The organism is Yersinia hibernica, from assembly GCF_004124235.1.
In the GTDB taxonomy this organism is placed as follows: Bacteria; Pseudomonadota; Gammaproteobacteria; order Enterobacterales; family Enterobacteriaceae; genus Yersinia; species Yersinia hibernica.
Genome location: NZ_CP032487.1, coordinates 3,472,661 through 3,484,865, shown reverse-complemented (window position 1 = coordinate 3,484,865; position 12,205 = coordinate 3,472,661). Strand labels below are relative to the sequence as shown.

Sequence of the window (12,205 nt, the reverse complement as noted above, 5' to 3'; positions counted from 1 at the left end):
CGGAGGCACCAAATGATTACTGGTATTCAAATTACTAAAGCTAACAATGAAGCCTTGCTAAACTCTTTCTGGCTGTTGGATGATGAAAAATCTGAACTGCGCTGTGTTTGCGCTAAAGCGGGCTATGCTGAAGATCAAATCGTTCCGGCAAGTGAGTTAGGCCAGATCGAATATCGTGAAGTTCCGTTAGAAGTGCAGCCTACAGTGCGTGTTGAAGGTGGTCAGCATTTGAACGTTAATGTTCTACGCCGTGAAACACTGGAAGATGCGGTTAAAAATCCAGAAAAATATCCTCAGTTGACGATTCGTGTATCCGGCTATGCTGTACGTTTCAACTCACTGACCCCAGAACAGCAACGTGATGTGATTACTCGTACTTTCACTGAAAGTCTGTAATTCTTGTCATAACAGTTAAGTCCTAAAATAGTAAGGGAGCCGCTTTGGCTCCCTTTTTTGTATCTGTAATTTACTCATCGAGAAGTTAGATTAGGATCACAATATTCAAGTTATATAAATAAATCTTACTAATTATATTTAAGAACTCATCCGATGTGTCGATAGATAAAGCGACTGAGCCTAGCTCAATATTGGCATTATCTATCGACAAGGAGTTGGCATGAGTGTTTCTGTTAGTTTGGCTGGGCCTGTTTCATTAGCAGGGGTGATGAGCCAAGTAAAACCATCGGAACAAGCCCAGAAAGAGGATGCTCTGCCGCTCGCCGCAGTCGCGAGATCTCAAGTGGAAATCACCGCCTCCACTCTGGCCGCGAATGAACTCTATTACAGTATGCTGGCTGGCCTTAATTTACCTCGCGCTGAAGGTGTTACGGCGGCGAGTGGCCGTGCGCCAATATCAAGTGGAGCAGAGTCACAGCAAGCTGACTATTCATTAGCATTACTCGCTAAAGATGTTTACGCTCCAGTGGCGGGTAGTTTGGCCGGATTCACTCGTTTGAGTGACGATGCATTGATGAGTGTGGGAATTGACCCAGCAAGTTTATCTGATAGCGCCTCAGGTTTTCTGGCGGGGATTTACAGTGATAACCAGCAGTATGTTTTATCCTTTGCCGGGACGAATGATATGCGCGATTGGCTCAGCAATATCCGGCAGGCAAGGGGTTATGATGATATGCAATATAATCAGGCGGTTGCCTTGGGAAAAACTGCCAAGATGGCATTTGGTGATGCCCTGGTGATCACCGGGCATTCATTGGGCGGTGGGTTGGCAGCCACGGCGGCATTAGCGAGTGGAACGTTTGCGGTGACATTTAATGCCGCCGGTGTTTCTGACCACACCTTAAACCGTTTGGGTATGAACCCAGCTCAAGCCCGGCAGTCGGCAGAGAATGGCGGCGTGCGGCGCTATAGCGCGCAGTATGACTTGCTGACAGAGACGCAGGAATCGACCTCACTAACTCCTGATGCTATCGGCCGTAAAATCATGCTGGCGAATAACGATAAGCTCTCTGGAATAAATGATTGGCTACCACATAAACACCTCGAACGCAGCCTAGCAGCACATAGTATTGATAAAGTGCTCAGTTCGATGAGTGAACAACAACCTTGGGAGCGGCAGTATGCCTGAATCAACACTGACGATGAGAGTGAAACGCCAGTTGCGCTATGCTCTCTACGGTGTTTTGATGCCATTAATGAGTTTTGAGGGGCAGGCAATGACCGAGATTAATATCGCTTTTACCGATCCGTTAGTTATGCCGATGGCAGAGGCGATTGTTCGAGGCGATGTGAAACAGATCCATCAGTTAGCGAATAAAGTGTTGCTGCAACAGCAGGGTGAACAGGCGGTGACGTTAATGCAGTGGGCTATTCTTCATCAGCAACCCGCAAGTCTGGCGGCATTACTGCAAGAACATGCTGATCCTTGTCAACCGGGGCTGCAAGGGGATACCGCCTGGCATACTGCAGCCAGTGTGCAAGATGCGCATTACCTGCAAATTCTACTTGAGAGCCACACTCGCCCTGATGTCAGAAACAGCGTGACACAGGCAACACCTTTGGCTGCGGCGGTCATGGCGGGGCGGGAGATCCAGGTGATCTTGCTGTTGGTTGCGGGCGTCGACCCGAATCTGGCTGATCGTCTGGGAGATACTCCGCTGCATCTTGCAGGTAAAAGTAATGCACCAAGCTTAGCATTACGTTTGCTAAAAGCCGGTGCTGATCCTGAATTGCGCAATAAGCAGGGCGCAACATTCCAACAATATTTAGCGATGACTCCCTTGAACATTCAGAGTGCTGAAATGCAGCAACAATATCAGCGATTGAATGTCTGGCTTCGTGGTAAGAAATTGGCAGAGGTTTATCAGCAATAGTTTTAAATTTGCCTGATAAATAACAAAAGCCGCTATTTATAAGCGGCTTTTTATTAGCTTGCTGAATGAGACCGCAAACTACTTGGTATCAGGTTTATCTTTGGGTTGACGGCGCTTACCCACATTTTTAGCATCGCGATGCCGAACCTTAACCTTGGCTTTTTCTTTGCTGGCTTCTTTTAGCTCTTTGCGCTTGGCTAAAACCTTTTTAGATGGTTTGCCGGTGGTTTTTTCGCTTGGTGCTTTGCTGGTTGGGCGTAACTCATCAACAACACGTGGCTTCAGCGGTTCTTTCAGATAACGGCCAATTTTGCCCAGTAATAAGTGGTCATGCGCTTCAACTAGGGAGATAGCCACGCCTTTACGCCCAGCACGGCCGGTACGGCCAATACGGTGCAGATAGACGTCGGCGGTCAGTGGCAGGTCAAAGTTGAAAACGTGGCTGATATCGTCGATATCCAATCCACGCGACGCCACATCGGTCGCCACTAGGACGTTAACCCGTCCATCACTTAAACGTATCACCGCTTCGGTGCGTTTGGCCTGAACCATTTCGCCCTCAAGGAACCAGGCGTTAATCCCAGCTTCACGCAGCCAACTGACCAGTTGATGCACCTTTTCACGGGTACGGACGAAAATAATGGATTTCTGTACTTCCGGTTGCTTGAGTAAATGCACGAGCAAAGCGGTTTTATGTTCAATGTTATCTGCGCGGTAATACCATTGTTGAATTTTTTTACGTTCGCGGCGTGATGGGTCGGCTTCCAGTTCTACCGGCTCAGTCAGGATGCGCTCCGCAAATTCACGGATAGCGTCACCCTCTAGTGTGGCGGAGAAGAGTAGGGTCTGCTTGCGCCAACGCGTTTCTGCTGAAATGGTTTCAATATCTTGTGCGAAGCCCATATCCAGCATGCGGTCAGCTTCATCCAGAATCAGCGTTTCTACTGCCCGACAGTCAAAATTTTCTTCTTTGATGTATTGCAGCAAGCGGCCAGTGGTCGCCACCACGATATCCTGATTCTCACTAAAGACTTCCGCGTGGTTCATATAAGCCACACCACCGGTAATCGTCGCGATATCCAGTTGGGTATGTTTAGCCAACTCACGGGCTTGGTCTGCCACTTGCATGGCTAGTTCGCGGGTTGGCGTCAGGATCAAAATTCTTGGCGGGCCAGATTTTTTGCGTGGAAAATCCAGCAAATGCTGCAAGGCTGGCAGCAAAAAGGCGGCAGTTTTGCCAGTGCCTGTTGGTGCCGAACCCAATACATCACGGCCATCCATAGCTGGCGGAATAGCCGCAGCTTGAATGGCCGTTGGGCGCTCATAGCCTTTGTCGCGCAGTGCGTCAATCAGGCGTTCATCGAGATCGAGTTCGGAAAAATTGGTTACAGTCATGGTCTTCCTCTACTTGGGGCGCCGATTATAGACGGGTTAGCCGAATTCTTCACCTGTTTAAGCGGTAATGATGTCTTTTCCCTTCAGTCATATTGTCCTATGCTACGCCGGTTATAGATTCTGGTGGCTAATATGGGCGAGCAATTGAGAAAAAAAACGGTGTTGCGCCGTGGTGGTTTTACCTTTAAACAATTTTTTGTGGCGCATGACCAGTGTGCCATGAAAGTGGGCACGGATGGTGTGCTACTCGGAGCATGGGCGCCGGTAGAAAAAACGCGCAAAGTGCTGGATATCGGCTGCGGTAGTGGGCTTATCGCCTTGATGCTTGCTCAGCGTACGCCATCAGAGGTGATGATTGATGGCGTAGAGCTGGAACCCGAGGCCGCGCAACAAGCGAGCAGCAATGCAGCGCAATCGCCATGGGCGGAGCGAATTTGTATTTATGCGCAAGATGTACATCAGTTTGCCAGCAATCATCTTCATCAGTATGACCTGATTGTCAGTAATCCACCTTATTTTGCCCCCGCCGTTGCTTGCCGCGATGAGGCTCGGGATACCGCACGTTATACCGGTTCCTTAACTCACGATGCATTATTGAACTGTGTTGAGCAACTTATCACCGAGGACGGTATTTTTTGTGTGATTTTGCCCCACGATTTGGGGGCGGAACTTGCGCGTCTTGCTGAGCAACAACATTGGTTTATTCGTTGCAAGGTTGATATTCGCGATCGCTCCGGCAAGCCTTTACACCGCATGCTGCTAACATTATCACGTCAAGCTGGTGAGACTGAACTTCAACAGTTGGATTTGCGCCAATCAGAAGGGGTCTATTCGCCTGAATTCTGTGCGCTAATCAGCGAGTTTTATCTAAATTACTAGTGGATTGTTGCAGTAATTGCTGGCTAAGACTGAGGGGGCGGGGAAGTCGGGCGCGATACTTTGCGCCCAGAAAAAGTATTATGGGTGGAGAATCGTCGGTTTGGGATTGTCGATTTGTTCTGGGTAGTCAAGGGTATAGTGCAACCCACGGCTTTCTTTACGATCCATGGCACAACGCACAATTAACTCGGCAACTTGCACCAGATTACGTAATTCCAAGAGATTATTTGAGATACGGAAATTGGCATAATATTCATCAATTTCCTGCTGCAAGGTATTAATGCGGCGCAAGGCCCGTTCTAAGCGCTTGGTGGTGCGCACAATACCGACGTAATCCCACATAAATAAACGCAATTCATGCCAGTTATGCTGGATGACAACGCGTTCATCTGAGTTATCAACACGGCTTTCATCCCAGTCAGGCAGATGCTGAGCCAACTTGGCGGTAGGTAAGCGCATAAGAATATCTTCGGCAGCAGACCAGCCATAAACCAAACATTCGAGTAGTGAGTTGGATGCCATGCGGTTAGCACCATGTAAGCCGGTATAGCTGACTTCGCCAATCGCATATAACCCGTCTAAATCAGTACGCCCATGTTGATCGACCATTACGCCACCGCAGGTGTAATGTGCGGCTGGAACGATTGGAATCGCCTCTTTTGTCAAATCGATACCCAAAGACAGCAATTTCTCGTAAATCATTGGGAAGTGCTGCATCACGAAATCAGTGGGTTTATGGCTGATATCGAGATACATACAATCAGCGCCGAGGCGCTTCATTTCATGGTCAATGGCGCGCGCCACGATATCCCGCGGTGCGAGTTCACCCCGCGCATCAAAATCAAGCATGAAACGGCTGCCATCGGGGCGTTTAAGATAGGCTCCTTCACCGCGTAATGCTTCGGTCAGTAAAAAGTTGCGGGCTTGCGGATGAAACAGACAGGTCGGATGGAATTGGTTAAATTCCAGATTCGCGACCCGGCACCCAGCACGCCACGCCATGGCAATTCCATCACCAGAAGAGATATCTGGGTTGGTAGTATATTGATAAACTTTAGCGGCACCACCTGTTGCTAGCACCACGGCTTTGGCGCGAAAAGTTTCAACTTTCTCTAATTCGCGGTTCCAGATATAAGCACCAACTACACGCTTGGTCCCCGCCAGACCCACTTTATTCGACGTGATAAGATCGACGGCATTACAGCGCTCTTTAACGAAAATATTAGGGTGGGCTCTTGCTTTGCCCACTAGGGTGGTCTCTACTTCTTTACCTGTAGCGTCCGCGGTATGTAGTATACGGCGATGGCTATGACCACCTTCTCGGGTAAGGTGATAGCGTTCTTCACCGCTGGCATTGGTTTCGGTATCAAAAAGGACACCTTGGTCAATCAGCCATTGCACGCAAGAACGGGCGTTGCTGGCGATAAACTCTACGGCTTCTTTATCACAAAGTCCCGCCCCGGCAATCAGGGTGTCATCGACATGTGAGCTGATGCTGTCGGTTTCATCAAAAACGGCAGCAATGCCGCCCTGAGCATAAAAAGTGGCACCCTCATTTAGAGGCCCTTTGCTTAGGACAGTGACTTTACAATGTGGCGCGAGACGCAAAGCCAATGACAAACCGGCAGCGCCACTCCCGATGATCAATACATCGCTAACGTGTTCAGATGATGATTGCATATCGTATGATGTGTGCAGAAGAAGAGTGAAATTCATGTTAGCCTATCTGCCAGAGCAAAAGCTATGGCTATAAGATGTCTAAAGAATATTCAGACAAATAATCTGGCAACATGGAACTTTGCAAATTTTATAAACTCCAAGCGTGTGCTTGCTCAGGAAAATAAAGATATGGCTGGCAGTACTACTTTTAGCGTGGGGATAGATTTCGGGAGAGTTCACCTCGGATGAGCGAGCAGTTAACGGATCAGATGCTGGTTGAACGGGTCCAGAAAGGTGATCAGCAATCGTTCAATTTACTGGTAATTCGATACCAGCATAAGGTTGCGAGCCTCGTATCCCGATACGTACCTCAGGGGGATGTCCCTGATGTAGTTCAAGAATCTTTTATTAAGGCATATCGTGCCTTAGAGTCGTTTCGTGGCGACAGTGCTTTTTATACTTGGCTTTACCGTATTGCTGTTAATACGGCGAAAAATTATTTAGTTGCTCAGGGGCGGCGTCCGCCATCCAGTGATGTGGATGCAAATGATGCTGAAAATTACGAAAATGCGGGTGCATTGAAAGAAATATCGAACCCTGAGAACTTAATGTTGTCAGAAGAATTGAGGCAGATAGTTTTTAAAACCATAGAGTCACTTCCTGAAGATCTCCGGATGGCGATTACACTCAGGGAGTTAGATGGTCTAAGCTATGAAGAGATAGCTGTCATTATGGACTGTCCGGTAGGTACTGTTCGTTCCCGTATCTTCCGTGCCAGAGAGGCTATCGATAATAAAGTTCAGCCGCTGATTCAGCGATAAGCGGACACACAAAGGGTATTTGGCATGCAGAAAGAAAAGCTTTCCGCTCTGATGGACGGAGAAACTCTTGATAGTGAGCTGATAGGTTCTTTATCGAAAGATAAAGGATTACAGCAAAGCTGGCAGAGCTATCATTTAATCCGTGATACCCTGCGGGGGGATGTTGGTGAAGTCTTGCATCTGGATATCGCCAGCCGTGTCGCAGAGGCGCTCAAAAATGAGCCTGCTCGTTTTGTTCCTATTGCTGTGCCTGAATCTCAGCCACAACCTCATGTCTGGCAGAAAATGCCTTTCTGGCAAAAAGTTCGGCCGTGGGCCAGCCAGATTACGCAAGTGGGGGTTGCTGCATGTGTTTCCCTCGCCGTTATTGTGGGCGTTCAGCAATATAACCAACCTGAATCTGGCAATCTACAGTCAGAGGCTCCTGCTTTTAATACGTTACCGATGATGGGCAAAGCATCGCCAGTCAGTTTTGGTGTGCCTGCTGACGGTTCTTTTGGGACGACTCAACAGCATCAGGTTCAAGAGCAACGTCGCCGCGTTAATATGATGACGCAATTGCAAGATTTCGAATTGCAGCGCCGTTTGCCACAAACTGAGGTGTCGCAGGCGCCTGCAGCATCAACTCAAGCCGCTATTCAGGTCCCCGGAACTCAGTCCTTAGGAATGCAGCAGCAGTAATGAAGCAACTTTGGTTTTCCGTCTGTTTAATGGCGGGCAGCCTGCTCATGCCAACAATTGCTTCGGCGGAGACTCCGCCGATAGCAATGCTGCAGGACATGAGCGCTGCCAGTAAATCGCTCAATTATGAGCTATCCTACATAAATGTTAACAAGCAGGGGATTGATTCTCTTCGCTATCGCCATGCCATCCTTGATAAAAAAACGTTAGCACAATTGCTGCGTATGGATGGCCCACGTACAGAAATCATACAGCGCGGCAATGAAATAAGTTATTTCGAGCCAGGCTTTGACTCTTTTACGTTGAGCGGTGAGCACATTGTTGATGCTTTGCCCTCTGTTGTATTCCCCGATTTTGAAAAACTAGCCAAACACTATAACTATATCGCCCTAGGCCGTGCCCGAGTAGCTGATAGGCCATGTCAGGTTATTCGAGTCGTTGCGCGCGATAGTACGCGATACAGTTATATTATTTGGATGGATGAGACAACAAAACTTCCTATGCGAATAGATCTGTTGGATCGTGATGGTGAAACTCTCGAGCAGTTTCGGGTGATTTCATTTGCTGTCGGTGAACCTATTCAAGAGATTCTGCAAGGGGTATTAAAACTGTCTTTGCCTCCTTTGCTTGCTTTACCGGCAAAAAATAAAGTCGATTTTGCTTGGGCCCCACGTTGGCTTCCTGAGGGAGTTACCGAGGTTTCACACAGCCGGCGTACATTGCCCAACATGGATACACCAACTGAATCACGACTCTATTCTGATGGCTTGTTTAGTTTCTCGGTGAATGTGAACCCTGTAGGTAAAGATGCGCCCTCAGAACAATCCCTGCGCCAAGGGCGTCGCACTGTTCATAGTGAAACCCGTAATAATGTCGAAATCACTGTAGTTGGAGAGTTGCCTCCTTCGACTGCGAAGCGTATTGCTGATAGTGTGGTTTTGGAGTCTGCAAAATGATGAGGGAATGGGCGACAGTTATCTCTTGGCACAATGGGATAGCACTGTTACGTTGTGAGCCACATTCTGGTTGTGGAAGTTGCAATGCGCGTACTGGATGTGGCAGTCATTTATTAAATGAGTTGGGGCCAGAGTCACAGCATCAGTTAAAAATAGCTATTTCACAACCTCTTGAACCTGGGCAAAAGGTTGAGGTTGGAATTAGTGAAAGCAGCTTATTACGTTCTGCCGCTTTAGTTTATTTAACGCCATTAATTGGGCTGATTGCGGGTGGCGCGCTGTTTCAAGCTTTATTTATTACTGATGCTTTTACAGCTCTAGGTGCTATTTCTGGGGCTAGTTTGGGTTTTTTGTTGGCCCGAACGGTGGCGATTAAAATTGAAGAGAAAAGTGATTATCAACCAGCTGTTTTGCAAATTGGCTTACCTCCAACAGCTATACGTATCCCGCAAGAGTAATTCTGCATTATTTATTCGCCATAGTAGGCTGGTATTCTGTTCTGTATCATATGTTCCAGTAGGGCAATAAAAAGATCTGCGCTGATGAGAGACGAATAATCTACTGAAAAGAGTATGCTACCTTTCGCATCAAATAATCGTATTTTATCGTGATGTGCTTCATGTAAGGTTTCAATACGCAGTATATCCTCAATGTTAATTGCACCTTTTGTAGTAACCAATGAGTGGGCACTGAGTGAGAGCTGGCTTGTGTCCATCGGCATTTTTTTCAGCCAAATGAAATTAAGTATCAGTGAGTTTAGCCAATTTTCATTCTTTCGCACGACATCAAATACGATGTTTTCCCCCCGAGATAATGTATCTAAGCTGATTAATCCGACATGCATGACTTGCTGATGAGTTATCGTGTTTATCAGGGGGTATGCATTGGTTATGTTATTAATAATAATATTCCAATGCTGATTTTTTGATGTTCGGAATGCCATGGCATTAATTTTACCACTAGGGTTTATTCCAGCGTGATACTTATAAATATATTTTATTTTGTTAAATGATATAAAGTAAACATTCCCACTGTGATGATTAAATACTCGGATACCTTTTTCATAAAGGAAATAGGTAAATATTGGTGTGTCATATAAGCGTGAGTATAGTAATGCACTTAGCGATATCCCGGCGATAGCGACACATAATATTGAAAGGATAGAAGGTGTTGAGAAAATAGATGTCGCCATTGATAAACTAATTATTATAAAACTTATCCCTAATACACATATTATTATACCAATGGTTAATTTTGAGTTTTTACTTCTCAACTCATGGCGGCTAAGTATTTTTCCTTCATCAATCATAATATTCTCCATCTGGCCGCCAAGAGGATATTTCACTTGGTTATTACAACATCACATTAATACTCTAGGGTATTTCCCTATAGGGTAAATGAGCATTTTCCTAAAGTGATTAGATAAAGATTTATATTGAAATAGAAATGCATGACTCTTTGAAACGGGACAGTATCCTGACTATAACGACTAGCAGAAAGGCGCTGATACATTTTAACAGCATAAATCAGCTAACAAGCTAAGTGTGATGCCTTTCACGAGGCTGACATACAGTGTAAGATGCGTGCATATTTATGTGGGTAGTTTTGGGTTTGAGTCCATCGCTGTGTCCACCAATAATCAATTAAAGACAACGACTAGAGAAAAATTCATATAAATGAAGCACATAAGAAACTTTTCTATTATTGCCCATATTGACCACGGTAAGTCGACATTGTCGGACCGTATTATTCAGATTTGTGGCGGTTTAACTGAGCGAGAAATGGCCGCTCAAGTTCTGGATTCGATGGATCTGGAGCGCGAGCGTGGTATTACCATCAAAGCACAGAGCGTGACACTCGATTATCACGCAAAAGATGGTCAAACCTATCAACTCAACTTTATCGATACTCCTGGTCATGTTGACTTCTCTTATGAAGTTTCCCGCTCTTTGGCGGCTTGTGAAGGGGCTTTATTGGTGGTTGATGCTGGGCAAGGCGTTGAAGCGCAAACCCTAGCTAACTGTTATACCGCGATGGAAATGAACCTGGAAGTGGTGCCGGTTCTGAACAAAATAGATTTACCTGCGGCTGACCCTGAACGAGTTGCTGAAGAAATTGAAGATATCGTTGGTATTGATGCTACTGATGCTGTCCGCTGTTCAGCAAAAACCGGCGTAGGGGTGCCTGATATTCTCGAGCGGCTAGTGCGTGATATTCCGCCGCCTGAGGGTGATCCGGACGGCCCATTGCAGGCGCTGATTATTGACTCTTGGTTTGATAACTATTTAGGTGTCGTGTCATTAATTCGTATCAAGAATGGCTCGTTACGTAAAGGCGATAAAGTTAAGGTCATGAGTACGGGCCAGAGCTACAACGCTGACCGTTTGGGTATTTTTACCCCGAAGCGTGTTGATCGTGATGTGTTGAACTGCGGTGAAGTTGGCTGGTTAGTTTGTGCGATAAAAGACATTCTTGGTGCCCCGGTCGGCGATACGCTGACATTGGCCCGTAACCCGGCGGAAAAATCATTACCTGGCTTTAAGAAAGTTAAACCACAGGTTTATGCCGGTCTGTTCCCGATTAGCTCTGATGACTATGAAGCTTTCCGTGATGCATTGGGCAAATTGAGTTTGAATGATGCCTCTTTGTTCTATGAGCCAGAAAGTTCGACAGCATTAGGCTTTGGTTTCCGTTGTGGCTTCCTGGGGTTGCTGCATATGGAAATCATTCAGGAACGTCTGGAACGTGAGTATGATCTGGAGCTCATCACCACCGCGCCAACGGTAGTGTATGAAGTGATTACCACGGCTCAGGAAACGGTTTATGTTGATAGCCCCTCCAAGCTGCCGGCTTTGAATAATATTGAAGAACTGCGCGAGCCAATTGCTGAATGTCATATGCTATTGCCCCAAGAGTATTTGGGTAATGTTATTACATTGTGTATTGAGAAACGCGGGGTGCAAACCAACATGGTTTACCACGGTAACCAGGTGGCACTGACGTATGAAATTCCAATGGCTGAAGTGGTTCTCGATTTCTTCGATCGCCTGAAGTCAACATCCCGTGGCTACGCCTCACTGGATTATAATTTCAAACGCTTCCAGACTTCAGACATGGTGCGGGTTGATGTATTAATCAACAATGAGCGGGTGGATGCTCTGGCGCTGATTACTCACCGTGATAATGCGCAGTACCGTGGCCGTGATCTGGTTGAGAAAATGAAAGAACTGATCCCCCGCCAGCAATTTGATATTGCCATTCAGGCGGCCATCGGTAACCACATCATTGCCCGTTCAACTGTGAAACAGTTGCGTAAAAACGTTTTGGCGAAGTGTTATGGTGGCGACGTAAGCCGTAAGAAGAAACTTCTGCAGAAACAGAAAGACGGTAAAAAACGCATGAAGCAGGTCGGTAACGTTGAATTACCGCAAGAAGCTTTCCTGGCTATTCTGCATGTCGGAAAAGACAGTAAATAAGGAGTTTT

Annotated in this window: 12 protein-coding genes; 9 read left to right on the top strand and 3 right to left on the bottom strand. The window is 46.7% G+C overall.

The window, feature by feature from the left end:
* Window positions 1–12: 12 nt before the first annotated feature.
* The 3 genes from grcA to D5F51_RS16360 all read left to right on the top strand — a co-directional run bounded on the left by grcA (window position 13) and on the right by D5F51_RS16360 (window position 2,330).
* The gene (grcA, locus tag D5F51_RS16370) at window positions 13–396 is read left to right on the top strand and encodes an autonomous glycyl radical cofactor GrcA (protein ID WP_005188661.1); all 384 of its coding nucleotides are present in this window, start codon (window positions 13–15) and stop codon (window positions 394–396) included.
* A 220-nt stretch (window positions 397–616) separates the two neighbouring features.
* Complete coding sequence (locus tag D5F51_RS16365) at window positions 617–1,585, top strand: Tle-like phospholipase domain-containing protein (protein ID WP_129197897.1); 969 nt, start codon at window positions 617–619, stop codon at window positions 1,583–1,585.
* A gap of 88 nt (window positions 1,586–1,673) precedes the next feature.
* Window positions 1,674–2,330, top strand: a complete 657-nt coding sequence (locus D5F51_RS16360; RefSeq protein WP_129199411.1) for an ankyrin repeat domain-containing protein — start codon at window positions 1,674–1,676, stop codon at window positions 2,328–2,330.
* A 78-nt stretch (window positions 2,331–2,408) separates the two neighbouring features.
* Here D5F51_RS16360 and srmB read toward each other — a convergent pair whose 3' ends face one another.
* Window positions 2,409–3,725, bottom strand: coding sequence for an ATP-dependent RNA helicase SrmB (gene srmB, locus D5F51_RS16355; RefSeq protein WP_025379246.1), 1,317 nt, complete (start codon window positions 3,723–3,725; stop codon window positions 2,409–2,411).
* Between the two features lie 132 nt (window positions 3,726–3,857).
* Here srmB and trmN point away from each other — a divergent pair, with 132 nt between their 5' ends.
* Window positions 3,858–4,604 (top strand): tRNA(1)(Val) (adenine(37)-N(6))-methyltransferase TrmN, encoded by a 747-nt coding sequence (trmN, locus tag D5F51_RS16350; protein ID WP_162301765.1) that lies wholly within the window; start codon window positions 3,858–3,860, stop codon window positions 4,602–4,604.
* A gap of 78 nt (window positions 4,605–4,682) precedes the next feature.
* On the opposite strand, the gene nadB is transcribed toward trmN, so the two are convergent.
* Window positions 4,683–6,284 (bottom strand): L-aspartate oxidase, encoded by a 1,602-nt coding sequence (gene nadB, locus D5F51_RS16345; protein ID WP_025379244.1) that lies wholly within the window; start codon window positions 6,282–6,284, stop codon window positions 4,683–4,685.
* Between the two features lie 224 nt (window positions 6,285–6,508).
* Between nadB and rpoE the strand changes: the two genes are divergently transcribed.
* The 4 genes from rpoE to rseC are packed head-to-tail and all read left to right on the top strand — an operon-like array spanning window position 6,509 to window position 9,179.
* On the top strand, window positions 6,509–7,084 hold the full coding sequence (gene rpoE, locus D5F51_RS16340; RefSeq protein WP_005159396.1) for an RNA polymerase sigma factor RpoE: 576 nt from the start codon (window positions 6,509–6,511) through the stop codon (window positions 7,082–7,084).
* Window positions 7,085–7,108: 24 nt separating this feature from the next.
* On the top strand, window positions 7,109–7,765 hold the full coding sequence (gene rseA, locus D5F51_RS16335; protein WP_025379243.1) for an anti-sigma-E factor RseA: 657 nt from the start codon (window positions 7,109–7,111) through the stop codon (window positions 7,763–7,765).
* Entirely contained in the window at window positions 7,765–8,721 is a 957-nt protein-coding gene (gene rseB, locus D5F51_RS16330; RefSeq protein ID WP_129197893.1) for a sigma-E factor regulatory protein RseB, read from the top strand. The genes rseA and rseB overlap by 1 nt, the downstream gene beginning before the upstream one ends.
* Complete coding sequence (gene rseC / locus D5F51_RS16325) at window positions 8,718–9,179, top strand: SoxR-reducing system protein RseC (RefSeq protein ID WP_129197891.1); 462 nt, start codon at window positions 8,718–8,720, stop codon at window positions 9,177–9,179. The genes rseB and rseC overlap by 4 nt, the downstream gene beginning before the upstream one ends.
* A gap of 11 nt (window positions 9,180–9,190) precedes the next feature.
* Here rseC and D5F51_RS16320 read toward each other — a convergent pair whose 3' ends face one another.
* On the bottom strand, window positions 9,191–10,030 hold the full coding sequence (locus tag D5F51_RS16320) for a hypothetical protein (protein WP_129197889.1): 840 nt from the start codon (window positions 10,028–10,030) through the stop codon (window positions 9,191–9,193).
* Window positions 10,031–10,397: 367 nt separating this feature from the next.
* Between D5F51_RS16320 and lepA the strand changes: the two genes are divergently transcribed.
* A complete protein-coding gene (gene lepA, locus D5F51_RS16315) occupies window positions 10,398–12,197 on the top strand; it encodes a translation elongation factor 4 (RefSeq protein ID WP_087769372.1) in 1,800 nt (599 codons plus the stop codon).
* The last annotated feature ends 8 nt before the right edge of the window (window positions 12,198–12,205 follow it).

What these genes read in the sequence shown, in the direction of transcription:
- grcA (WP_005188661.1), top strand. Translation starts at nt 13, where the DNA reads ATGATTACTGGTATTCAAATTACTAAAGCTAACAATGAAGCCTTGCTA.
- D5F51_RS16365 (WP_129197897.1), top strand. Translation starts at nt 617, where the DNA reads ATGAGTGTTTCTGTTAGTTTGGCTGGGCCTGTTTCATTAGCAGGGGTG.
- D5F51_RS16360 (WP_129199411.1), top strand. Translation starts at nt 1,674, where the DNA reads ATGACCGAGATTAATATCGCTTTTACCGATCCGTTAGTTATGCCGATG.
- srmB (WP_025379246.1), bottom strand. Translation starts at nt 3,725, where the DNA reads ATGACTGTAACCAATTTTTCCGAACTCGATCTCGATGAACGCCTGATT.
- trmN (WP_162301765.1), top strand. Translation starts at nt 3,858, where the DNA reads ATGGGCGAGCAATTGAGAAAAAAAACGGTGTTGCGCCGTGGTGGTTTT.
- nadB (WP_025379244.1), bottom strand. Translation starts at nt 6,284, where the DNA reads ATGCAATCATCATCTGAACACGTTAGCGATGTATTGATCATCGGGAGT.
- rpoE (WP_005159396.1), top strand. Translation starts at nt 6,509, where the DNA reads ATGAGCGAGCAGTTAACGGATCAGATGCTGGTTGAACGGGTCCAGAAA.
- rseA (WP_025379243.1), top strand. Translation starts at nt 7,109, where the DNA reads ATGCAGAAAGAAAAGCTTTCCGCTCTGATGGACGGAGAAACTCTTGAT.
- rseB (WP_129197893.1), top strand. Translation starts at nt 7,765, where the DNA reads ATGAAGCAACTTTGGTTTTCCGTCTGTTTAATGGCGGGCAGCCTGCTC.
- rseC (WP_129197891.1), top strand. Translation starts at nt 8,718, where the DNA reads ATGATGAGGGAATGGGCGACAGTTATCTCTTGGCACAATGGGATAGCA.
- D5F51_RS16320 (WP_129197889.1), bottom strand. Translation starts at nt 10,030, where the DNA reads ATGATTGATGAAGGAAAAATACTTAGCCGCCATGAGTTGAGAAGTAAA.
- lepA (WP_087769372.1), top strand. Translation starts at nt 10,398, where the DNA reads ATGAAGCACATAAGAAACTTTTCTATTATTGCCCATATTGACCACGGT.